We start from the raw sequence: 23,058 nt of genomic DNA on the forward strand, positions 1-23,058 counted from the left end.
GTTGGCGGTCAGCCTGCGGCCGCCTCCGGCGCGCCGCCCGGAGCCGTGGCCCCGGGAGCGCTGCCGTCCGCGGCCGTACCGTCCGGCGTCGAGGCCGACGCGTCGTCGGGACGCAGCTCGATGTGGTCCGCGGCGAGGTCCACCGCCACCCGGTGTTCCATGCCCAGCGCCTCCAGGAACTTCTGCGGGAGCTGCACGCGCCCCGTGCGGTCGAGCATCACGTACTCGCGCTCGCTCACCGACTCGGCCCCGTGTTCGTCGGTGACCGTACGGCGCAGCACCTCGCTGCTGGTGCGGCCGTCGCGCATCGCCACCGTGCGCCGGACCTCGCCCGCGACCAGCGGATCGTGGGTCACGATGACCACGGTCGCGCCCAGTTCCCGGTTGACGGTGCGGAAGGCCTCGAAGATCGCCCCGCCCGTCTCGGAGTCCAGCTCACCGGTCGGCTCGTCGGCGAGCAGCACCGCCGGATCGTTGGCCATCGCCACCGCGATGGCCACCCGCTGCTGCTGGCCGCCGGACAGCTCGGCGGGGCGGCGGTTGGCCAGCTCGCCGATCTCCAGCGCTTCGAGGAGCTCACCGGTCCGGACCGCGTGGCGCTTCGCGGCGGCGCGCCGCCCGCCCTTCAACTGCATCGGCAGGGCGATGTTCTGCGCCGTCGTCAGGAACGGCAGCAGGTTGCGGGCCGTCTGCTGCCAGACGAAGCCGACCGCCTCGCGCCGGTAGCGCAGCCGGTCGCGCGCCGACATCTCCAGCAGGTCGTAGCCGCCGACGCTGGCGGTGCCGGCCGTGGGCACGTCCAGCCCCGCGAGGATGTTCAGGAGCGTGGACTTCCCGCTGCCCGACGCACCGACCAGGGCCATCAGATCGCCCTGCGCCACGGTCAGTTCCAGTCCCTGCAGGGCCTGTACCTCGACCCCGTCCGTACTGAAGATCCGTACGAGGCGGTCGCAGGCGATGGCCGTGTCCGCGCCGTGCCGGCGGGGCTCGGCGGCGGCCAGGGCCTGCCGCTGCAGCTCCTCGTAGGTGGGCTGATCGCTGTTCACCGCTGGTCTCCCGCTCTCAACTCGGTCGTGATCTGTCGCCTGCCGGAGATCGCCGCCTCCGCGAGCACGGCCCCCGCGACGAGGACGGCCAGGCCCAGTGCCTGGATCAGTACGGGCGTGACGAGGACCTGCAGACCGGTCGGCACCCGGGTGCCGACCAGCGTGGACAGGTCCAGTGCCGGACCCAGCAGCGCGACGGTGCCCGCCGCGAGCAGTGCGCCGCCCAGCGCGGCGGCCAGGGCCAGGGGAACCGATTCCACCAGGATCAGCAGGATGCCCTGCCGGGGCCGCAGGCCCATGGTGCGCAGCCGCGCGAGCAGCGCCGCGCGGTCGGGGGCGGCCCGGACCAGGGTCAGCAGGACCGCCAGCAGCGCGAAGCCCGCGGCTCCGGCCAGTGAGGCCCAGAACAGCCGCTCTGCGGAGCGCTGGAGCGGGTCGGAGCCCAGTTCGGCGGTCGCGGCGGAGCTGGTACGGACGCGGTAGCGCTCCTCGCCGGCCGTCGGGTCCGCGGTGCGGACCGCCTGCTCCAGCCGGTGCTGGTCGATCTTGCCGAGCGCGAACCAGCTGTTGGGCAGCCCCATCTGCGGTATCGCGGCCATCACCTGGGAGGCGGGCAGCACCACGGTGGTGGACCTGGCGCCGGGCCGGGCGGGGGTGCCGTCGATGACTCCGACGGTCGTGAGCTTCAGCTCCCCGCCGTTCTCGAGCCGCAGCCGGAAGCCGGAGGTGTCGTCGTCGGCGAGGTCCCGGCTGATCAGCGCGGGCACCGTCGAGCCCGAGGTGCCCGCGGCTCCGGTCGCCAGGAGCGCCGGATCGAACCGGCCCCTGCCGGTCGCCGCGGACAGCTTCGCGTACTCCACCGGGTCCGCGACGATCACCGAGATCTGGGTGCTGCCCGTCTTGGTGCCGTAGAGGAACACGTTGTCGTCGCTCCACACCTTCACCGAGGACCGTACGCCGGGCAGCGCGTCGACCGCCGTCGTCAGGGACTCCGGGAGCGCGGCGCCGCCCGGCGCCGCGAGCTGCGCGTCACCGCCGACGGCCGCACGGGCCGCCGCGAAGCGGGCGTCGGCCACCGCGGTCAGCACCGTGGCGCCGAAGCCCCCGGTGGTGATGGCCAGCAGCATCGCGATCAGCGGCAGTACGGACGGACGGGCCCGGCCCCCGGTGCCCCGCGCGGCGCGCGCCAGCCCGAGGAAGCCGATGAGCCCCGGACCCCGCCCGGCCGCCCGGGCCAACGCCCCGACCAGGGCGGGCTGGAGGCGGGCCAGCAGCAGGCCGCCGCACAGCGCGAGCAGCAGGGGAGCGGCGATGAGCAGCGGGTCCACCCCGGCGCCGGCCGGAGCGACCCCGCGCGAACGGACCTCGAACACGGCGGCCGCGGTGGCCGCCAGGGCGAGCAGCTCGGCGACCAGCCGCCGCCGGGGACCCGGCGGACGCTTCGGCGACAGCAGCACGAAGGCCCGTACGGGGACGGCCAGCAGGGCCAGGAGCGTGGCGGCCGAAGCGGCCAGCACGGTGCCGGCGGAGCGGGGGGTCGGCAGCAGGACCACGGCGAGCACCGCCGCGAGGGCGGCGGCCGGCAGGACGGTGACGGCGTTCTCCGCGAGCAGTCGGCGCACGATGCCCGCGCGGGAACCGCCGCGGGCCAGCAGGAGCCGCAGTTCGGCCTCCCGCCGGTCCCCGGTGAGCCCGGCCGCCAGGCAGAACACCACGAACGCCACTCCGGCCACCCCGGCCGGGCCCATCGCGGCGAGCGGCGCGGCCGCCTGACGCCGGGCCTCGGCGAGGGTGAACTGCTCGGGGAGGCGGGAAGTGAACCGCAGGTCACTCCGACGGGTCTCCTGGGTGAGACGCGTCGCGGTCGGGCCGCTGAGGTACGAGGCGACGGCCTTGGCGGTGGCCGGGAGCAGGTCGGCCCGCAGTGCCCCGGTGTCCACCGGGATCCGCCAGAAGTCCTTGCTGTCCCCGTCGCCCCACTCGGGGAGCGGGTCGAGCGCCTCCGCGCCGACGAGCGCCTCGGTGCGCCAGAACGCCTGCGGAGGTTGGGTCGTGGTCATGTTGAGGCAGGCACGGAGGAGGCAGGTGAAGTCGGTCCAGTAGTCCTCGGCGTCGTCGTTCGCGACGTAGAGACCGACGACCTCCGCCTTCATCGTGGTCAGCGCCCGGCCGGTGGTGCTCTCCAGCACCATGCCGACCCGGATGCCGATGGTCTTTGCGGCGCTCTGCGACAGCACGATGGGTATGGGGCTGCCGGGAGCGGGTGCGGGAGCGCCCGGCCAGTGTCCTTCCACCAGGCGTACGTGTTCGGAGGCCGTGCGCAGGTGGTGGAGGCCCAACTGGGGAGGCACCCCGTCGGGGGCGGCCAGGCCGCGGTTGGCCAGCGGCCGGGGAGCCGCGGAGGACCCGTGGACGGGGCCGGCGGGGGCAACGGCGAAGCCCGGGGCGGTACGGGACACCAGGGTCGCCAACACCTCGTCCAGGTTCTGCACGCTCTCCTCGCCGTAGCGCGGGCGCGCGGTGACGTACAGGCTGGTCTGGCTCGGCCCGCGCGACTCCAGGAAGGAGCGCAGCGCCTGGTCGGTGCCCCGGTCCATGGCACGGGGCAGGGCCGCGGCGAGCAGGACGGCGACGAAGGCCAGGGCCGCGCCGAGCAGGGCGCTCAGCGGGGTCGCGCGCAGCCGGGTCCGCACCCAGGGCGCGGGCGGGGGCACGGGCCGACGGGCGGAATCCCGGGGTGCCTGCGGATCGGCCCCGCCCGGGGCGCGCCGGTCGGCGTCGGTAGCGGCCGGCCCGGTCATATGTCCTCCACGTGCCGCAGCCGGTCGGCCGGCTTCGAGCGGTTCTGATTGCGCCGCCCGCCGAAGACCGCGGACAGCAGCGGTACGGCGGCGATGGCGGCGGCGAGCAGCAGGGTCCGCACCGCGGGCAGGTCCACCAGCACCCCGGGCTCCGGCCGGCCGGCGGCCGGGGTCAGCACGGTCAGCGGCACGACGAGGTGCACGATGACCACGCCCAGACCCACCCCGACCGCGGTGCCGAGCCCGACCAGCAGGCAGCTCTCGGCGGTGGCCGTCCGGGCCAGGTCACGGCGCCGGGCACCCAGCGCCGTCAGCACCGAGAACTCCCGGGCCCGCTCCCGGGCGGCGGCCGCGGCGGAGGCGGCGAAGCCGATCGCCGCGAGCACCGCGCAGGCCGCCGCGAGCGCGGCCAGCGCCCCCTGCGGGCCCGCGCTGAGCGGGTCGTCCAGCAGGGTCGCGGCGACCTCCTCGCGCAGCCGCACCTGCTGGGAGCCCGCGCCGGAGCGCAGTTCCGCGGCGGCGCGGGCCGGGGCCGGGTCGTCGGCGGAGGCGGCCGGCAGCCACCATTCGCCGGGCGTCGGCAGCTCCCGGCCGCCCGCCGCGAGCAGGCGCGCGGCGGTGTCCAGGTCGACGGCGATCGCGGTGTCGCCGGCCACGGGCAGGGAGCCGATCGCGGCGGTGACCCGGACCCGGAGGGTGACGTCGTCCAGCTTGACCGGCACCAGATCGCCCACGGCCCCGCCGATCGCGGACAGGTACGCCCGGGTGGCGATCCCCGGAATCTCGGCGGCCGGAGCGGGACCCGGCGTCACACTGGCCTGGACACCGCCGCGTTCGCCGGAATCGTCCCGGTAGCGCAGCTTGACCGGGGCCGGGCCGCCCGGCGCGGGATCGGAGCCCGGGAGGAGTTCGGCGGCCGGGGAGCCGTCCTTGAGCTGCGGGGCCGACAGCTTCCAGTCGGATGCGGGCACCGCGACCGGCGCCGCCGCTCCGTCCCGGGTCTGGGCGACCGCGAGGCTCCGTACGGTCAGCTCGTCGAAGATCTTGACCTTGGTCGAGGGCTCGCCCGAGCCGGCATCCGGATCGGCGTTCGGATCGGTCCCGGGGAGCGGGCCTTCGCGGTCGTACGAGAACACGAGCCCGGCCAGGCTGAGCGGGGTGGCGGCCGACCCGATGGGTGCGCCGAGCATCGAGCCGGTGTGCACCGACACGGTGGCGTCACCGTTCTCCGGGAGCTGCACCATCGCGGCCCGGTAGGTGATGCCGAACCGGTCGCGCAGCAGCAGCCCGAGGCCGGGGCGTCCGCCCGCGCCGGTGGAGCGTACGGAGACCGAGAGGTCGATGCGCTGGGGCTGGCCGGGGAGGGGGATGCCGGTGGCAGGGGAGGCGGGGGCGGGGGCGGAGGCCAGCGGGGTGAACAGCTCCCGCATGCCGCGCCCGTCGCGCAGGTCGGCCCGCAGCGCGAGCCGGTCGGCGGCGGCCGCCGCGTCGAGCACCATCAGCTGGCCGGGGCGCCCGCCCGGCAGCTCCTGCCGGGCGCGCAGCACCGGCAGGACGCGCTCCCCGCCGGGCAGCGCCGCGTACCGGCCGCCCCGGCCCAGCGCGGGCAGATCGCTGTGGGAGATCAGCAGGCCCCCGGCGGTCGTGAAATCGGCCTGGTCACGCTGGGACTCGGACCACGCCGTGTGCTGACCCAGTGCCAGGACCCCGCTGGAGACGGCGAGCACGAGCAGCAGCACCGGCCCCGTGGCCCGGCCCGGCCGACGGGCCAGCTGCCAGCCGACGAGCGCCGGACCCAGACCCCGGCCCCGGGCGGCGACCCGTGCGCCGAGCCGCGCCGCGAAGGGCAGCAGCCGCAGCACCAGCAGGGTGCCCGCGCACAGCGCCAGCGTCGGGGCGGCGACCAGCACCGGGTCCACGCCGAACAGCCCGTCGGAGCGTGCGGCCGGGCCGGAGCCGCCGGCGCCGTAGCGGGAGAGCTGCTCGTAGGCGAGTACGGCCAGGGCCACCAGCGCCAGGTCCGCGCCGGAGCGGGCCGCGCCGGCGACGAGCGCCTGGCGGCGGCCCGTCCGGTGCAGGGCGGCCGCGGCGGCGCCCCGCAGGACGACCGGGAGGGTGGTCAGCACCACGCACCCGAGGGCGCAGCCCGCGGCGACGGGCCAGAGCAGCCAGCTCCGGGTGACCGTGAACGGGACGTGCGCCAACGAGCCGTAGCCGCCGAGCAGGCGCAGCAGCGGCGGGGTCAGCAGGGGAGCGAGGAGGGCGGCGGGCAGCGCCAGCAGCAGCGACTGGGCCCCGGTGAGGACACCGAGCCGGCCGCGGGAGGCGCCGCGCGCCGCGAGCAGGGCGCGCTCGCCCTCCTGGCGCTCCGTCAGCAGGTGCGAGACGAGCAGCAGCGCCGCCCCGGCGAGCACGGCCAGTTGCAGCGCGCCGACCAGCAGGGTGGAGCGGGCGACGGTCAGGCCCGAGCGCAGCTCCCCGAGCAGCGCCGGAAGCTCGGTCGACGGGGCGAGCCCGGAACCGCCCTGGAGGTCCTTCAAGGCCTTGGCGGCCCGGCCGTGCACGGCCTCGGCGCCGGCCGCGTCCACGGTGGAGAAGTCGGCGGTGAGGAGCACGGCGCGACTGTCCTGGACCAGCCCACCCGCTGTGAAGGCGGAGTCGTCCACCAGCAGGGGCCCGTAGGTGGTGAATCCGGCGACCTGGAGACCGCGCGCACCGAGCGGATCGAGCCGCCAGTACGGGGAGTCCGGGTCGGCCGCCCGGTAGACGCCGGTCACCAGCACGGTCAGCGGGGAGCCGCCGTACCGGTCGTCCAGCCGCACCTGCGCGGGCAGGGCTCCCTCGGTCAGCCCGAGCCGGTCCAGCGCCGCCTTCGGCACGGCCACGGGAACCGGGCCGCTCCGATCGGAGACCGGTCCCGCGACGGGCTGCGGCCAGGTGCCCGCGAGGAGCCGTGCGCGGTCCTTCGCGAAGGCGGCCAGCAGGGTCAGATCAGAGTCCTTGCCGGGCGTGTGCGGGCCGGGCAGCCCGTACGAACGGCTGCGCGCCACGCTCTCGGCACCGGCCGGGAGGGGGCCGAACAGCTCGCGCGCGAAGCCCCGTACCGCCTCGTCGTCCTTGGCACGGTCGGCCGCCGGGTGGGAACCGGTGACCAGGACGGTGCCGCGCGCGAGGCCGGGCCCCTGGAGGGCCTGGCGCAGTCCGGCGTCGCCCACTCCGCGGGTGAAGGCGAAGAGCGCGGTGAGCACGGTCGTGGTGATCAAAACGGTGAGCAGTACGGCGGCTGCGAGCGGCAATCGCCCGCGCAGCCGGCGCACGACGAAGCCGAGCATGTGCCTGTTCCTCCCCCGCACCGGACTGGTAGCCCCGGATAACGGACGATGCTGCCAGATTCGAACAGATAGCGGAAGGGACTTGCGTGAGTGGTGCAACGGATGAACAAATCGTGCGGGGCGGGACCGCAAGAACGCCGTTTTCGGCTTTCGTCCGCCCATCCGCTTGGAGGGGGAGCCGCAGCATGACGCAGGATCAGGGCCAGGAGCAGAGCCAGGATCAGGGCCGGGAGCAGAGCCTGAGCCAGGAACGGCGACTGGAGTCGGGACACGAGCCGGGGCGCGAACCGCGGGAGGGAGCCGGGGCGCCGCCGATGGTGGTCGTGGACGACGTGCGGCGCAGTTTCGGGACGGGCCAGCAGGCGGTGCACGCCCTGCGCGGAGTCTCCTTCGAGGTCCGCCGCGGCGAACTGACCGCGCTCAAGGGGAGGTCCGGCTCCGGCAAGACCACCCTGCTCAACCTGGTCGGCGGCCTCGACACCCCGACCGGCGGCAGCGTCGCCCTCGACGGCACCGATCTGGCCGGCCTCGACGAGGACGGCCGCCTCGCGCTGCGCCGGGACCGGATCGGCTTCGTGTTCCAGTCCTTCGGGCTGATCCCCGCCCTGACCGCCGCCGAGAACGTCGGGGTCCCGATGCGGCTGCGCAAGGTACCGGCGAAGCAGCGCGAGGAACGGGCCCGCACCCTGCTCGCCCTCGTCGGCCTCTCCGAGCACACCGAGCAGCGCCCCGGCGAACTCTCGGGCGGCCAGCAGCAGCGGGTCGCCGTCGCGCGCGCCCTCGCGAACGAGCCCGATCTGATCATCGCCGACGAGCCGACCGGCCAGCTCGACTCCGACACGGGCCGGCAGATCATGCGGCTGCTGCGCGCGGTGGTGCGCAGCGAGGGGGTCACGGCCCTGGTCGCCACGCACGACCCGGCGCTGATGGAACTGGCGGACCGGGTGGTGGAACTGCGCGACGGGCGCATCGTGGAGGCCTCGCCGGGGGAGGACGACCCGCACCCGCAGGGCTGAGTGCCCTGCGGGGTCGTTGCTCCGGGGGTGTGCCCTGCGGGAGCGGACCCGCGGGGGTGGACCTGCGGGGGTGGCCCCGCGGGGCGGGCTTCGGGCCTACTCGGTGTGCAGGGCCGCGGCGATGGTCATCCGGGCCGCCGAGCGGGCCGGGATCAGTGCGCCCAGGACGGCGATCGCGACCCCCGCGCACAGCATTCCGGCGAGCTGCGGCGCGTGCCAGACGTCCTTCATCGACTCGGGGAAGGCGACGATGCCCACGTTGTCCACGACGAGCCGGTGCGCGACGATCCCGAGGGGGATCCCGAGCAGCCCGCCGACCAGGCCGAGTCCGGTCACCGAGGTCACCGTCATCCCGACCACCTGGCGCGGGGTCATGCCGATCGACTTGAGCATGCCCAGGTCGCGGCGCCGGTCGCGGGTGTTGAGCAGGACCGTGTTGAAGACGCCGAGCGAGGCGACCAGGGACAGCATGATCGAGAACACCGAGGAGAAGCCGACGACCGTGGTGGTCGCGGCGTTGACGTTGACCGAGTTCGCCACCTCGGCGCGCAGTCCGGGGTCGGCCGCGTCGACGGCGTCCGCGTAGGCGCGGGCGTCTGCCCCTGGGGCGAGCAGCACGGTGTACTCGACAGGGCGGCTGTCCGGGGCGAGTTGGACGAGGGTCTCCCAGGTGGATTCCAGTGCGCGCGCGTCGCTGTCGATCAGCTTGCCGACGACGGTCGCGGCCGTCCGTCTCCCGTTGGCCTCCAGGGTGATCCGGTCACCCACCGCCAGCCCGCGTTCGGTGAGGAAGGAGGGGCCCGCCGCGATCTCGCCGGGTCCGCTGGGCGGCCGACCTTCCACGAAGGCCCCGGCCGGGGACGGGATCCCCCGGTAGAAGCTTCCGAACGCGGGCTGTGCGTACCCGACCAGCCCGACCTGCGTCAGCGCGCGGGCCTGCACCTCCTGCCCTCCCAACGACCGCAGCCGCTCCTCGATCTGCGCGTCGCTCAGCACCGGCTCGACGGGGTTGCTGCCGTGGCCGCCTGCCGCCACGCTGATCACCGGTCCGCCGGGGCCGCCTCGGTCGACCTGCGCGTACGAGACCATCGTGCTGGTCAGACCGGTCGCCAGGGTCACCGTGGTGACACCGAGGACGATGGCCGCCGTGGTCATGAAGGCGCGGCCGGGGCGGGCGAACGGGTGGCCCAGGCCCAGGCTGACGGAGCGCGGCAGCCGTGTGGAGGCGAGCACGCGCTGGACGCGCAGCCCGCGCCCGGTGCGGGGCGCGCCGCCGGCGCTGATGGCCTGAGCGGCCGGCAGCCGGTGCGCGCGCAGGGCCGGTACGAGCGCGGTCAGCACGACCAGGGCGGGCATCCCGGCCAGGCACGCGACGCTGAGCCAGGGCGAGACCGTGCCCACGCCCGCCGTCCCCGTCTCGATCCCCGAGAACGCGATCTGCAAGATGGGCGCGGCCAGCGCGTTGCCGAGCAGGGTGCCCAGGACGCAGCCGGCCACGGCGGGGACCGAGACCATCGTCAGGTAGACGGCGACGACCTGGTTCGGAGTGAAGCCGATGGCCTTGAGCACGCCGATGTGCCGACTGCCGGAGACGACGGCGCCGCTGACCACGTTCGCGACGATCAGGGCGGAGACGAGCAGGCCGAGGAGGCCGAAGAGGGAGATGAAGGGCAGATAGGCGTCCGCGCGGGCGGAAAAGGCCTTCTTGAGGGTGAGGTAGGTCTGCGCGGACGTCATCGAGTCCGCGGGCAGCCCGTCCGTGGCCCGGGCGAGCGAGTCGCGCAACTGCGCGCCGGTGGACGGGTCGGTGAAGCGGTAGAGCATCTGCGTGGCGGTCGGGTGGAGGGCCGCGGCCTGCTCGGGCGTCACCCAGGCGGCGGCCGACTTGCTCATGCTCGTCGCGAAACCGACGACGGTGAGCGTCGGGCGCCCGGGCACCTCCAGCTTCGTACCGAGGAGATCGGCGTACGGAGTTCCGTCGATGGCCCAGTCGACGACGATCTCACCCGGTGCCTGCGCCCAGTGCCCCATCAGGAGTTCGACGCGGTCCACCGGCCCCGCCGGATCGGCACGGCCCACCACGGTGAGGGGGCCGGCCGGCATCCAGAGCCAGTCCCCGGGGACGTCGACGACGGCCTGGGGGAACGGGCCCGCGGCGGCGGCGACCCCGGGGCGGTGCGCCGTCTGCGCGAGCTGGGCGTCGGAGACCTTGGCGGGGTCGTACGTGGCCACGGTGTGCGCGCCGCGCTGCGCGGTGTACGCCTTGTCGAAGGGGCCCGAAGCGGCGGAGAGCAGGCCGAGGGCGAGCAGGACGGTGGTGGTGGAGCAGAGGACGACGAGGCCGATGACGAAGGTCTGGACCCTGCGGCGCTTCACGGCGGCCCGGGAGGCCCGCCACACGGCGCTCACGCGGAACGCTCCAGATTCTCACGGTCCACGGTTTCGCGGTCCAGGGTGCGTTCGCGGGCCACGCGGCCGTCGGCCATCTCGACGAGGCGGCCGGCGCAGCGGGTTGCCAGATGCGGGTCGTGGGTGACGATCAGCAGGGTCTGGCCTATCTGGTTGAGGTCGATCAGCAGGTCCATCACCTGCTCGCCGGAGCGGCTGTCGAGCGCGCCGGTCGGCTCGTCGGCCAGGAGCAGTGCCGGACGGTTCATCAGTGCCCGCGCCACGCCCACGCGTTGGCGCTCGCCACCGCTGAGCGTCGCCGGGTAGTTGTTGCGGCGGTCGGCGACCCCGAGCTCGTCGAGGAGTTCCAGGGCGCGGCGGCGGGCCTGGCGGGCGGAGGTCCCGGTGAGCTGGGCGGCCAGCGCGACGTTGTCCAGCGCCGGAAGGTCGTCGATGAGGTTGAAGAACTGGAAGATCATGCCGACGTCGCGGCGGCGGTAGAGGGCGAGTCCGGTCTCCGTGAGGCTGCCGAGGTCCTGGCCGTGCACGGTGATCGTGCCGGCGGACGGCCGGTCCAGGCCGGCCACCATGTTGAGCAGGGTGGACTTCCCGCAGCCGGAGGGGCCCATCACGGCGACGGCTTCGCCTCGGCGGATCTCCAGGGACAGGGCGTCGAGCGCCAGGGTGTCGCCGTACTCCTTCGATACGCGGTCCAGGCGGACGACGACCCGGCCGGCGCTGTCGTGATGAGGTGTCATGGCACGAACCTAGAAGGCGGCTCGGACGTGCCGCGTCACCCCCCGGATGTAAAGGGGAGTCCGGGTCATCCTGGGGATGTACGCGAGGACGGCACCCGGAGGGTGATGTGGACTACGCGGGGTGCCTGCGAGGGTCAGGTAGGAGAATCTTGGAAGCGTGAGGCCCGTGAGGCCCGTGAGTGCCATGAGTGCCGTGAGCACAACGGGCGGGGGAGGGGGAGTGGCTGTGACGACGGGATGGGTGGTCGCTGCCGTGGTGGCCGCGGTGGGTGCGGTGTCGGCCGGGTTCGGGCTGACCGTGGCGCTCCTGCGGGCCCGTGCGGCGCACCGGGCGGCGATCGAGGAGCGCGGGTGGCTGATGGAGCGGGAGCGGGAGACCGCGGCCCGGACGGCGGTGGACGCGGAGCGGGCCCGGATAGCGGCGGAACTCCACGACATAGTCAGCCACAACGTCAGCCTGATGATCGTCCAAGCGGGGGCGGCCCGCGAGGTGTTGGCGACGATGCCGGTGGAGGCGGCGGCCGCGATGGCCGCCGTGGAGAAGGCCGGGCGCACGACCATGACCGAACTGCGGCACCTGCTGGGCCTGCTCGCGCCCGCGCAGGACGGCCGTGACGAACCGTACGGGGGCAGAGCCGCCGAACGGCGTGACCCGGCGGCGGAGTTGGCGCCGCAGCCGAGTCTGAGCCGGCTCAGTCCGCTCATCGACCGGATAGCCTTTGCCGGGCTGCCGGTCGAGGTCCGGATATCCGGCGAACCGCGGCCGCTGCCGGCCGGGATCGATGTCACCGCCTACCGGATCATCCAGGAGGCGCTGACCAACGCACTCAAACACGGGGACGGGGTGAAGGCCGAGGTGACGGTGAGATATGCGGACCGGGCGCTGAGGGTCGAGGTGCTCAACAGCGGGCCGAGCGTGCTGTCCGGAGACCGGATGCCGGCGGTCGAGGGGAGGCACGCCCCGGCGGCGTCCACGGAATCCGCGGGGTCCGCCGCCACGGCCTCCGCCGCCTCCTCTACCGCCGCCACCGCGTCGCGCCCGAAGGCGGACGGCGCCGGGCACGGGCTGGTCGGGCTGCGTGAGCGGGTCGCCGTGTACGGAGGGGACTTCGACGCACGCCGTCGCCTCGGCGGCGGCTACCGGGTCCGCGCCCGCCTCCCGCTGGAGCGGCCGTGACCACGCATGGCCCGGCCGCCGAGCCGGACCGGAGGGCCGTCTCGCCCCGCGTGGTCATCGCCGACGACCAGGACCTCGTCCGCACCGGATTCCGCATGATCCTCACCGCCCGGGGGATCGACGTGGTGGGAGTCGCCGCCGACGGGGTGGAGGCCGTCTCCGAAGTGCGCCGTCTGCGTCCCGACGTCGTCCTCCTCGACATACGCATGCCCCGCCTGGACGGACTGGAGGCCGCCCGGCAGATCCTCGCCGAAGCCCCGGAATGCCGGGTGATCATGCTGACCACCTTCGACCTCGACCAGTACGTCTACGCCGCCCTCGCCGCCGGAGCCAGCGGGTTCCTGCTCAAGGACGTCACCCCCGAGTACCTCGCCAACGCCGTACGGCTGGTCGACACCGGCGACGCGCTGCTCTCCCCGTCGATCACCCGTCGACTGGTGGAGCGCTGCGCCTCGGCATCGGCCGCGCGCGGTGGCGGTGCCGTGGCATCCCACCCCGACCTGGACGTCCTCACGCCGCGCGAGCGGGAGGTGCTCACCCTCATGGGCCACGGCCTCTCCAACGCCGAACTGGCCCAGGAGTTCACGCTCAGCGAGGCCACCGTGAAGACCCATGTGGCCCGGATCTTCGCCAAGCTGAGCCTGCGCGACCGCGCTCAGGCGGTCGTCCTGGCCTACGAGACGGGCCTGGTCACCCCGGGGACGGGGTAGGGGAGTTCCATGCGTATCTTCCCGTGGACCTTCCCGGCCCGGCCTGCTGTCACGGCAACTCGCGGGTGAGCCATACGTGCTCACCGCGGTCGTCCGTGGCAACGCGCTGCCGCTCGAAGCCGAGCTTCTCGAGAACGCGCAGCGACGGTGTGTTCCAGGGGCCGACGGTCGACCAGAGCCGCTTCCGCCCGGTCGCGATGGCGGCATCGACCACCGCCCCGGCCGCCTCGGTGGCGTAGCCGTGCCCGTGCGCGCTCTGGAACAGCTCGTACGCGATCTCCGGCTCGTCCAGGGTGGAGCGGCCGATGATCAGCCCGCAGTAGCCGATGAAATCGCCCTCGTCACGGCGCTGGATGGGCAGCAGGGCGATCCCCGTCGTCTCCGTCGCGGCGAGCAGCTCCGCGATGGACGTCCGGATGTCCTCGACCTTGTGGGTTCCCTGGCCGCGTTCGGCGAGGAGGTCGCAGAACGCGGCGGCGTCCGACTCGGCCCACGGCCGCAGTATCAGCCGCTCGGTCTCGAGGTGGAACGACATCGTCTCGTACGTAGTCATGGTGACCACTCTGCCTCAGGTGCCACCGCGCGCTGCGGCCGGAGTGCGGAGAGCCCATCCTGCGGATCAGGCCCGGGGCGGGCCGGAGTTCGACAGGAGGTGCAGGCGCAGGGCGAGTTGGAGCTCCAGGGCGCGGGCGGGGGAGTTCCAGTCCTCGCCCAGGAGCCGGCGGATCCGGTCGAGGCGCTGCACGACGGTGTTCACGTGGATGTGCAGTGCCTCCTTGGCCTTGGAGAGGCTCGCCCCGTGGACGTAGTAGGCCTGGAGGGTGCGGACCAGTTCGGTGCCGCGCTGGGCGTCGTAGTCGATGACGGGGCCCAGTACCTGGTCGACGTACCCGCCGACGTCACCGTGGTCCCCGAGCAGCAGGCCGACGAAGCCCAGGTCCGGAAGGGCGGCCCCGTGGCCGGTGTGGCCCAGTGCGTGCAGGGCCCGCAGGCAGCGCACGGCCTCGGCGTACACGGCCGGCAGTCCGCCCGGGTCGCCGGCCGGTCCGGCGGAGCCCACGGTGACGGGCGCGCCCACCGCCTGCCCCAGCTCCGTGGCCAGGGAGCGTGCGAGGCGTCCGGGCCGCTCGGCCGGGGCGAGCAGTACGACGTGGCCCTCGTGCAGCCCGGCCAGTCCGTCGAGGGCGCGGGCACGGCGTGCGGCCTCGGTCGACAGCCGGGGCCGCAGTGCCGCGTCGCAGTGGAGCACCAGGAGGGAGTGGGGGCGTGCGAGGTCGACGCCGAGTTTGCGGGCGCGGATCCTCCGGCTGTCGGTGTCGGGGGCGTGCCCCGGGCTCCTCGGAGTCAGCAGTTCGCTGAGGAGTTCGCCGCGCACCCGGTCCTCGGCGTGGGCCACCGAGCGGCGCAGCAGCAGGAGGAGCGCGGTGACCAGGCCGGTGCGCTCGAACAGCCTCCGGTCGCTGTCCGACAGGTCCGCCCGGCCCGTCAGGGCGATGCTGCCGAGGAGTTCGGGCCCGGCCAGGACCGCGCAGACCCACACCCCGTCGACCGGTACGGCCCGGCCGCCGGAACGGGAGGCCGCCACCCCCTGGGCGGGCGCGCCGATCGGCTCGGTGGCGACCCGGGCCAGCTCGGCGCCGTCGGCGTCGTGCACCACCAGCCCGCCCCGCAGCAGTGCGGCCACCTCCCGGGCCACATCGGTGACGTCCCCGCCGCGCAGGACCAGATCGGTGAGTCGGTCGTGGGTCTCGGTGGCCAGCCGCGCGGCCTCGCTGTGGGCCCGGGCGGTCTCGGTGGCGGCGTTGAGCTCGACCAGTGCCGTACGGGTCTCCTCCAGCAGCCGTGCTCCGTCGATGGCGACGGCGGCGTGGTCGGCCAGCGAGGAGAGCAGCGCGACCGCGTCGGGGGCGAACTCGCGCACCGACCGGTCGGCGGCGTAGAGCACCCCGATGACCCGCGAGGCGACGCGCAGCGGCACACCGAGGATGCCGCGCAGTCCCTCCTCGCGCACCCCGGCGTCGATGGTGCTGGTGTGCCGGAAGCGGTCGTCGGCGCGGTAGTCGGAGCTGGCGTAGGGCCGGGCCGTCTGCGCGACGAGTCCGCCGAGGCCCTCGCCCATGCCGAGGCGCAACTGCTGGAAGGCGGCGGAGACGGAGCCGTCGGTGACCCGCATGAAGGTGTCGCCCACCACGGGGTCGTTGAGCGTGAGGTAGGCGCAGTCCGTGCCGAGCAGGGTCCGGGCCCGGCGCACGATGGCCCGTAGCACCGCGTCGAGATCGCGCAGCGCCGCGAGGTCGCCGGCCGTGTCGAACAGGGCGGTCAGCTCCGCCTCGCGCCTGCGGTGCTGGTCGAGCGTGCGCCGGATGTCGAGGGCGACCCGGGTCGCCTCGTCCACGAGGGCCTGATCGGCGGCGCCGGCGCCGGCGGTACGGGCCTGCGCGCCGGGCCGCGCGAAGTGCTCGACCGGCGCGCCCTGGGCGAGCAGGTCCAGGAGCCGGCGCAACGCGGCCGCGGGCGCGGAGGGATCGTTCACGGGGGCCATGCTGGCAGCCCTTCGCTACGGGGTGGCGAGCGGGTCCGCCCGCCGGACCGGAGGCACCGGTCACGGCGGGCGGCCCATGGGTCGGTCTGGCTCGGTCGGGCTCGGTCGGTCGGGCTGGGTCGGGCCGGGGCGGGTGGGCTCAGGCGGGATCGGAGACCGCGCCGGCGTACCCGCTCCCCTGAGCCGCCCCTACCGGAGCCGCTCCTCCTGCCTCTGCGCCCGCCTTGGGGACGGACAGGTCGCGGCCCCGGGTTTCGCGGGCGAGGAGGACGGTGAGGGTGGTGACGAGGGCGGCCGCGGACAGGTAGACGGAGACAGGCACGGAGGAGTCGTAGTCCTTCAGCAGTTCGACGGCGATGATCGGGGCCAGGGCCCCCGCGATGATCGAGGCGAGCTGGGATCCCATGGAGGCGCCCGAGTAGCGGACCCGGGTGTCGAACATCTCCGAGATGAAGGCGGCCTGCGGCCCGTACATGGCTCCGTGCAGCAGCAACCCGGCGGTGACCGCGAGGGTGATGACCGCGAACGACTTCGAGTCCACCAGCGCGAAGAACGCGAACGCCCACAGCGCCATGCCGACCGAACCGATCAGCGTCACCGGCCGGCGCCCGATCCGGTCCGACAGGGCGCCCCAGGCCGGAATGGTCAGGAAGTGGACGGCCGAGCCGATCAGGAGCGCATTGAGCGCGGTGGTCTTGGGGAGCCCGAGGTGGGTGGTGACGTAGACGAGGAGGAAGGAGGTGAGGACGTAGTACGAGATGTTCTCGCCGAAGCGCGTGCCGATGGCGGTCAGCACTTGCCGCCAGTCCTTGCGGAACACCTGCACCACGGGCGCCTTCTCCTCCTCGCCCCGTGCCGCGGCCGCGGCCTGCGCGGCGAGGAAGACGGGCGACTCCGACACCGAGAGGCGGATCCACAGACCGACCATCACGAGCACCCCGGAGAGCAGGAAGGGGATCCGCCACCCCCAGGCGAGGAACGCGGCATCCGACTGCACGGCGGCGAGCAGTGCCAGCACCCCGGTGGCGAGCAGATTCCCCCCGGGAGCCCCGGACTGCGGCCAGGAGGCCCAGAACCCGCGGTGTTCGGCCCCGCCGTGCTCGGACACGATCAGCACGGCCCCGCCCCACTCGCCGCCCAGCGCGAACCCCTGCACCAGGCGCAGCGCGGTCAGCAGGATCGGCGCCCCGACCCCGATGCTGGCGTGGGTGGGCAGCAGCCCCATCGCGAAGGTCGCCCCGCCCATCATCAGCAGACTCAGCACCAGCAGCTTCTTGCGCCCGACCTTGTCCCCGAAATGCCCGAAGACCACCCCGCCCAGCGGCCGGGCGAGGAAGCCGATGGCGTAGGTGAGGAAGGCGATCAGGGTTCCCGTGAGCGGATCGGCGGTGGGGAAGAACAGCTTGTTGAAGACCAGGGCGGCGGCGGTCCCGTAGAGGAAGAAGTCGTACCACTCGATGGTGGTCCCGATGAGACTGGCGGCGACGATCCGCCGGATTCCGGATGGAGCCTGCGGGACGGTTCCGGGGGAGACCATGTGCACCACTTCCAGGGTGTCTGCGGGGACGTCGGGTGTGGCCACAACGTAGAAGTCCCCAGGTCAGCGGTATATGTGGCGTGCCGTCACAATCAAACCCACCCAAGTGTGTCCGGCCACCATAAGGTCCGAACCGATTCCCTGGCACCCCTCCGGAAGCGGGTGGGAAGCCCCTGCCGGAATTGCAGAGTTACAGCCGTTTTGGGGTCGTGGTGCTGACTCCCGTGCTGACTTGGTGCTGACCTGAAACCCCATGTCAGCACCCCTCGCAACCTGTCCCGTGCTGACTTGGTGCTGACTACGCAGCGTTGAGAGCGTCGTGACTCCGGTCGAGCCGACACAAATCGGAAACGGCGGGGAGCTCGGATCGGCTCCGCTGTAGAGGTCCGGTTCGCGCTCAGGGGCGGCCAGCACGACGTCGCGTGAAACTCGAGTGCGCGACCGCACATGACATGCCGCGGGTGCCCTGGCCGACGCGCCAAGAAGCCCAGAGCAGTGCCCAGAACAACCTGAGGCGCCTGCGGCAGGAGAACGCCGACCTGCGCCGAACCCTGCACCTGTACGAGGAGGCAATCCGGCAGCTGGCAGTCGAGAACGACGCACTTCGGCAACAAGTGACCGTCATTCCCCTGCCCGCACGAGCCGACCAGCGGCCGACGCTCTGACCGCAATGACCTCGGCCGACCGGGATCAGGTGCTCATGAGCAGCAGGTGCAGTCAGACCGTGGCGCTGCCTTCCTCAGCAGTGGAACGGGGGTGGGTTTCGTACATCCGGATCGCGACGACAAGGCCGGAGGCGGCGGTGAGGGCGGCGACGGTCCAGATGGCTGCGGTCAGCCCGAATGCGGCGGCGATGGCTCCGGCGAGGAGGGCGCCGACGGCGAAGCCGCCGTCTCGCCATAGTCGGTAGACGCCGACGGCGCGGGCGCGCCAGGCGGGGTGGGCGACGTCGCCGATGACGGCGAGGAGGGTGGGGTAGACCAGGGCGGTGCCGATGCCGAGAAGGGCTTGGGCTGTGGCCCAGACGGGGAAGGTGGTGCCGGCGGCGACCAGTCGCTGGGCCAGGCCGTCGTCGCCGCAGACCACCATCCGCTGTGCGGGCTCTGGCTGTTGGCTGTATGCAGAGATGGACACGGACCTAGGATGCGCTGCCCCTGTCATACCGAGCCCTCCTCGTGGTCATGGCCGCCTCCACTGAAGAGCCACAGGCAGATCAGCATGGAGACGGTGTCGCGGCGGTGGCGCAGAGTGGAATCGACGGACGCCAAGGCTGGTAGGGGTGATCGAGGCCGCGGCGCTGTGCGGGTACAGGTTTGTGCTGCTCTCAGCCGACCGGATCCGGCAACCAGTGGTGAGCCTGCCCTTCAAGGCGTGATCCTGCCCGCCTTCGTCACAGAGTGCATTGCCGGTTTCCGGCAGCCTTTACGCGCTCTTGATGCCGGTCGCGGTGGAACGGAACCGGCATGGCACTCTTGGGCGGAGTCAAGAACACGTCAAGACTCATGGGGGAGCGAACGGTGGAGCGGACGGCTGCGGAGGAGTATCTGGCGGGATACAGAAAGATACTTCTGGACGCCTGTGCCAGCGGCCGTCGGCTCACCCGGGACGAGATCGAATCTCGGCGGTCCGAGGGCGTGCAGGCAGCCGAAGCCGGCCTTGCGCTGCGAGAACTCGTCCGCGCCCACCTCGCGGAGGCGCGAGCGGTTCAGGGTGCGCTGCCGGCCAGGAGCCGTGATCAGTTGCTGGCCGCCGTCGAGCAGGCCGTCGACGCGTTTGCCGAAGGCTACGAGCAGGCGCAGAGGCTGGCGGTGCGACAAGAGGAAGCAGCTCGGCGTGAGTTCATCGACGACCTCCTGTACGGCGGCAGCGACTTGGGCCGCCTCGCCGAACGCGCTGAGAGGTTCGGGCTGCGGTTGTCACAGGCCCACGCGGTGGCGGTGGCCATCGGCCCGGAACCCTACGGTGACGGCTACCCGGTAGCGCGCGGCATCGAGGCCACCGTTCTGGCGCGGTTCGGTGACCAGAACACGCTCCTCACCACCAAGGACGGACGGCTCATCTGCGTGGCGCCGGGAGACAAGCCGGATGTGCTGGCGTTCTTCGCCAAACAGGCGTACGCCGCGACCGACGGTGGCCGGGTTGCCGTCGGCCGATCCCATCCCGGGCCCGGCGGCGTCGTCCACTCCTATCAAGAGGCTCTGAACGCGCTCGACTTGGCGGACCGCATGGGAGTGGACGACCCGGTGCTGCATGCCGCCGACCTGTTGGTCTACCCGGTGCTTGCGCGGGACCGTCAGGCCATGGCCGATCTGGTGGAGAGCACCCTCGGCCCGCTTCAGCAGGCCCGGGGTGGTGCTCAGCCCTTGATCGACACCCTCACCGCCTACTTCGACAGCGGCTGCGTAGCGGTGGAGGCGGCCCGCAGACTCTCTCTCAGCGTGCGGGCCCTGACGTATCGTCTGGAGCGCATCCAGAGCCTGACGCAGATCGACCCCGGTGAGCCGTCCCACCGGTACACCCTTCAGACCGCGGTCATTGGCGCCAGGTTGTTGGGGTGGCCGGCGAAGGAGTGATTGCGCGGCCCTCGAGATGGGTCGCGCTCCAGGCAGTCGGCAGGCCGCGTTGAGGAGGCGCGCCCGGTCGTTGCCGAACCGCTGAGGTTAGACAGCTGGTCACTTCCGAGCTGCGTTTGGCGGTGGCATACCTCCCTTGTCCGGATAGAAGGACGGTTCGCTCGCGCACGGAATCCCTCCAAGGCGCGGTGTAGAGCCCGGCGGCGGGTCTCGCCGACAATCAGGTCCTCTAAACAGGGCGGCGGCCGGGTGGCGGTAAGGCCGCCACGGCGGCGAGCCCATACTCGGAATCACTACTCGGGTAGGGGTGGCCAAGGAGCGTGCCGACCGGTAGAACATTGCCGGGCTCCGGCAAACCTGGAACGCGAAGACCGACAGCACCGCCCCTGCGGCTACCTGCCGCACCGCCGATAGAGTGACCAGGCCGCACAGCGATCGGGCGACCGCTGTTAGGCACTCCCCGGCGGATCTTGATCTGCTAGTGCGCGGACGGCCGCGGAGCGCGGAGATTGCCTGGCACCGGCAGGGTCAGGTACCACTTGGTCCAGCGGCAATGTGGGCATCTTCGGCCCGGGCGCAACTCGCGTTCCTGGCCTCTTAACGGTCGGAGCGGCACCATGGCATGGGTAGTGGGAACGGGCGCGTTGTTGGGGCTGCTGGCGATCGCATTGGGAATCGTGACGCTCCGGACAGGGTGGATCCTGCCCACGGCGCGCCGCCACGTCATCAGGCCCCAGCTCCACGGCCTCGGCGCCCTGCTCACGGGCGCGTCTGCCCTTCTGCAGAGTCTCTTCTACTTTCGAGCCTTGCCGAGTGTTTCGTGGGAGGTCCGCTTCTTCGGAGGAAACGCCTTCCTGTTTGCTGGGCTCCTCCTCATTGCCCTCAGCCAGATGCTGCCGCCCCGTCGAAGCCCGGTCCACGCCGATCCCTCAGGCGTCTGAAGGATGCGGCCGATCACGGCCGGAGCCGCTATGGCGGCTGGAACTACCCGAGCTTTGCGACCTGCACAGGAAGGTGAATGAGGCGTGAAAAACCCCTTGGGAAGCCACGGCATTCTAGCTCGCGCAATTCCCTGGATTTCGATCGTTATCGCAATCGCCCTGACGGCCGAAATATTCTCGGGAAACTCTTCCGTCACGATCAAGGCAGTGGCATCGATTGCGGCGGCGGCGATCATTACTCGCTGTGTATATTTGATCATCGATGGGAAGAGGGTGGCTCGACGAGTCTGATCAAAAACTCGGCGAGCGACTAATCTGGATTCTTCGCGACGGCCCGTTGATATTCGACGGGCCGTTTCGGCTAACGGCAATTGCGAGCCGGTCGACCCGCCGGCGGGTGACTCTTCGAGGGAGCGGACCACCCCTTCTTCGACCTGGGCGTCGGTGATGGTCCGCAGCACCCCGGGCCTCGGCTCGTCCGCGAGTCCGTCCACCCGGTCCCGCAGGAAGGTTCGGTCCGCCGTCCGCACGTGCCAGCACGATCCGTGCTCGCAGGGCCAGACCCTGCGCGATCGTGCGGCGCTAGACCCAGTTGTTCAACACCTGCCGCCCGGCCTCACTGAAGACCAGCGGTTCCAGCCTGCTGTCACCCACAAACCACAGCAGACCGAAGCCAATCAGCACCCGTCAGCCGAATCCACGAACTGGTACGGAAGGCGACTCACGTGGTGCCGAACGAACTCGCAACCAGATCACTAGGACGCGGAGGCTTTCGTTTCGCGCTGGTAGATGTCGGGGATGCCGTCGGCGTCCTCGTCGACGTTCTCTTCCTCGTAAAGGCGCTTGTAGAGGGTGTTGCGGCGGCGCAATAGTACGGCTGCCAGAACTGCTGCGGTGACGGAGGCGATCAGGACGGCTGCTTTGACGTGTTCGCCGACTGCCTGGCCGGGGAAGGCGAGTTCACCGATGAGGAGGGCCACGGTGAAGCCGATGCCGGCGAGTACGGACAGGCCGAGGACGTCTGCCCAGGCCAGGTCGGGGTTGAGCTGTGCCTTCGTGTAGCGGGCAGCCAGGTACGTGCCGAGGAAGATCCCGATGACCTTGCCGACGACGAGGCCGACGACGATGCCGAGCGGTTCGGGGCTGGTGAACACCTCCGCCAGAGCGGGACCGGAAATGCTGACGCCGGCGGCGAAGAGGGCGAACAGGGGGACGGCGACTCCGGCGGAGAAGGGGTGCAGCAGGTGCGAGACGCGAGAGGCGGGGGAGGCCTCTTCGTCCTTGTCGCGGGTGGTGCGCAGGATGAGGCCCATGGCGACGCCGGCGACGGTGGCGTGGACACCGCCGTTGTACATGAGCGCCCAGATCGCGATGCCGAGCGGCACGTACCACCACCAGCCCCGGACGCGGTGCCGCTGGAGGAGGTAGAAGAGGGCGAGTCCGGCGAAGGCTCCGCCCAGGGCCCACAGGTTCAAGTCGCTGGTGAAGAAGATCGCGATGATGAGGATGGCGCCGAGGTCGTCGACCACGGCGAGGGTGAGGAGGAAGGCGCGCAGCGCGGCCGGGAGGTGGGTGCTGATCACCGCGAGGACGGCGAGGGCGAAGGCGATGTCGGTGGCCATCGGCACGGCCCAGCCGTCGAGGCTGCCGCCGCCCGCCCAAGCGGTTGCTGCGTAGAGCGCGGCCGGCACGGCCATGCCGCAGACCGCGGCGATGACCGGGAGGGCGGCGGTGGCGGGGGTGCGCAGCTCGCCGACGACGAGTTCCCGCTTGAGTTCGATGCCGGCGACGAGGAAGAAGACCGCGAGGAGGCCGTCGGCGGTCCAGTGCCCGACGGAGAGGTCCAGTCCGAGGGCGGGTATGCCGAAGTGGAAGTCGCGTATCGCCTCGTACACGTCGCCCAGCGGGCTGTTCGCCCAGATCAGCGCGATGACGGCTGCGGCGAGGAGGACGAGGCCGCCGACGGTCTCGGTGCGCAGGGCGGACGCGATGGCCTGGCGTTCGGGCCACGGCATGAGGCCGAAGACGATGCGAGGGCGCGGGCTGCTCATGGGGATGGCCTTCCGGGGCGTCGACTGGAGATGGGCATACGGCCCCTAGGACGCCGACCAGACTTCCCGGCACACCGCGCGTCCCGGGCGGCTCAGCCGCCCCCTTGACGCGTTCCTTACACCCTAGGGGAGATGTCAGGATCCCGCTAGAGGGGTCCTGACCTGCAGGAATGCATACGAGCGGGC

Annotated in this window: 16 protein-coding genes; 6 read left to right on the forward strand and 10 right to left on the reverse strand. The window is 72.6% G+C overall.

Annotated elements, in window-relative coordinates; all coding sequences use genetic code 11:
• Positions 1 to 8: 8 nt before the first annotated feature.
• The 3 genes from ACE1OC_RS36525 to ACE1OC_RS36535 are packed head-to-tail and all read right to left on the reverse strand — an operon-like array spanning position 9 to position 7,179.
• Positions 9 to 1,046, reverse strand: a complete 1,038-nt coding sequence (locus tag ACE1OC_RS36525; protein ID WP_407840599.1) for an ABC transporter ATP-binding protein — start codon at positions 1,044 to 1,046, stop codon at positions 9 to 11.
• The gene (locus tag ACE1OC_RS36530) at positions 1,043 to 3,847 is read right to left on the reverse strand and encodes a hypothetical protein (protein WP_407840600.1); all 2,805 of its coding nucleotides are present in this window, start codon (positions 3,845 to 3,847) and stop codon (positions 1,043 to 1,045) included. Before ACE1OC_RS36530 ends, ACE1OC_RS36525 begins: the two co-directional genes overlap by 4 nt.
• On the reverse strand, positions 3,844 to 7,179 hold the full coding sequence (locus ACE1OC_RS36535; RefSeq protein WP_407840601.1) for an FtsX-like permease family protein: 3,336 nt from the start codon (positions 7,177 to 7,179) through the stop codon (positions 3,844 to 3,846). The genes ACE1OC_RS36530 and ACE1OC_RS36535 overlap by 4 nt, the downstream gene beginning before the upstream one ends.
• A gap of 314 nt (positions 7,180 to 7,493) precedes the next feature.
• Between ACE1OC_RS36535 and ACE1OC_RS36540 the strand changes: the two genes are divergently transcribed.
• Positions 7,494 to 8,195, forward strand: a complete 702-nt coding sequence (locus tag ACE1OC_RS36540) for an ABC transporter ATP-binding protein (RefSeq protein WP_274551648.1) — start codon at positions 7,494 to 7,496, stop codon at positions 8,193 to 8,195.
• 96 nt (positions 8,196 to 8,291) lie between these two features.
• Here ACE1OC_RS36540 and ACE1OC_RS36545 read toward each other — a convergent pair whose 3' ends face one another.
• Positions 8,292 to 10,604 (reverse strand): ABC transporter permease, encoded by a 2,313-nt coding sequence (locus tag ACE1OC_RS36545; protein WP_407840602.1) that lies wholly within the window; start codon positions 10,602 to 10,604, stop codon positions 8,292 to 8,294.
• Positions 10,601 to 11,341 carry an ABC transporter ATP-binding protein gene (locus ACE1OC_RS36550; protein WP_407840603.1) on the reverse strand — a complete coding sequence of 247 codons (741 nt, stop codon included), beginning with the start codon at positions 11,339 to 11,341 and terminating at the stop codon, positions 10,601 to 10,603. The genes ACE1OC_RS36545 and ACE1OC_RS36550 overlap by 4 nt, the downstream gene beginning before the upstream one ends.
• 220 nt (positions 11,342 to 11,561) lie before the next feature.
• Here ACE1OC_RS36550 and ACE1OC_RS36555 point away from each other — a divergent pair, with 220 nt between their 5' ends.
• Together ACE1OC_RS36555 and ACE1OC_RS36560 are read left to right on the forward strand one after the other, a co-directional pair.
• Positions 11,562 to 12,518 (forward strand): sensor histidine kinase, encoded by a 957-nt coding sequence (locus tag ACE1OC_RS36555; RefSeq protein ID WP_407840604.1) that lies wholly within the window; start codon positions 11,562 to 11,564, stop codon positions 12,516 to 12,518.
• Positions 12,515 to 13,228 carry a response regulator gene (locus ACE1OC_RS36560; RefSeq protein WP_407840605.1) on the forward strand — a complete coding sequence of 238 codons (714 nt, stop codon included), beginning with the start codon at positions 12,515 to 12,517 and terminating at the stop codon, positions 13,226 to 13,228. Before ACE1OC_RS36555 ends, ACE1OC_RS36560 begins: the two co-directional genes overlap by 4 nt.
• Positions 13,229 to 13,277: 49 nt before the next feature.
• Here the strand turns inward: ACE1OC_RS36560 and ACE1OC_RS36565 are convergent, their stop codons facing one another.
• The 3 genes from ACE1OC_RS36565 to ACE1OC_RS36575 all read right to left on the reverse strand — a co-directional run bounded on the left by ACE1OC_RS36565 (position 13,278) and on the right by ACE1OC_RS36575 (position 17,307).
• Complete coding sequence (locus tag ACE1OC_RS36565) at positions 13,278 to 13,781, reverse strand: GNAT family N-acetyltransferase (RefSeq protein ID WP_407840606.1); 504 nt, start codon at positions 13,779 to 13,781, stop codon at positions 13,278 to 13,280.
• Positions 13,782 to 13,847: 66 nt separating this feature from the next.
• A complete protein-coding gene (locus ACE1OC_RS36570; protein ID WP_407840607.1) occupies positions 13,848 to 15,770 on the reverse strand; it encodes a helix-turn-helix domain-containing protein in 1,923 nt (640 codons plus the stop codon).
• 139 nt (positions 15,771 to 15,909) lie between these two features.
• On the reverse strand, positions 15,910 to 17,307 hold the full coding sequence (locus tag ACE1OC_RS36575) for an MFS transporter (RefSeq protein WP_407841793.1): 1,398 nt from the start codon (positions 17,305 to 17,307) through the stop codon (positions 15,910 to 15,912).
• 461 nt (positions 17,308 to 17,768) lie between these two features.
• Between ACE1OC_RS36575 and ACE1OC_RS36580 the strand changes: the two genes are divergently transcribed.
• Positions 17,769 to 17,972, forward strand: a complete 204-nt coding sequence (locus ACE1OC_RS36580; RefSeq protein WP_407840608.1) for a hypothetical protein — start codon at positions 17,769 to 17,771, stop codon at positions 17,970 to 17,972.
• Positions 17,973 to 18,024: 52 nt separating this feature from the next.
• On the opposite strand, the gene ACE1OC_RS36585 is transcribed toward ACE1OC_RS36580, so the two are convergent.
• On the reverse strand, positions 18,025 to 18,441 hold the full coding sequence (locus ACE1OC_RS36585; RefSeq protein WP_407840609.1) for an MFS transporter: 417 nt from the start codon (positions 18,439 to 18,441) through the stop codon (positions 18,025 to 18,027).
• Positions 18,442 to 18,809: 368 nt separating this feature from the next.
• Between ACE1OC_RS36585 and ACE1OC_RS36590 the strand changes: the two genes are divergently transcribed.
• The gene (locus tag ACE1OC_RS36590) at positions 18,810 to 19,880 is read left to right on the forward strand and encodes a PucR family transcriptional regulator (protein ID WP_407841794.1); all 1,071 of its coding nucleotides are present in this window, start codon (positions 18,810 to 18,812) and stop codon (positions 19,878 to 19,880) included.
• Positions 19,881 to 20,497: 617 nt separating this feature from the next.
• Entirely contained in the window at positions 20,498 to 20,821 is a 324-nt protein-coding gene (locus tag ACE1OC_RS36595) for a hypothetical protein (protein ID WP_407840610.1), read from the forward strand.
• 755 nt (positions 20,822 to 21,576) lie between these two features.
• On the opposite strand, the gene nhaA is transcribed toward ACE1OC_RS36595, so the two are convergent.
• A complete protein-coding gene (gene nhaA / locus ACE1OC_RS36600) occupies positions 21,577 to 22,872 on the reverse strand; it encodes a Na+/H+ antiporter NhaA (protein ID WP_407840611.1) in 1,296 nt (431 codons plus the stop codon).
• Between the last annotated feature and the right edge of the window lie 186 nt (positions 22,873 to 23,058).

The sequence above is a fragment of the Streptomyces stoeckheimensis genome, from assembly GCF_045822005.1.
In the GTDB taxonomy this organism is placed as follows: Bacteria; Actinomycetota; Actinomycetes; order Streptomycetales; family Streptomycetaceae; genus Streptomyces; species Streptomyces stoeckheimensis.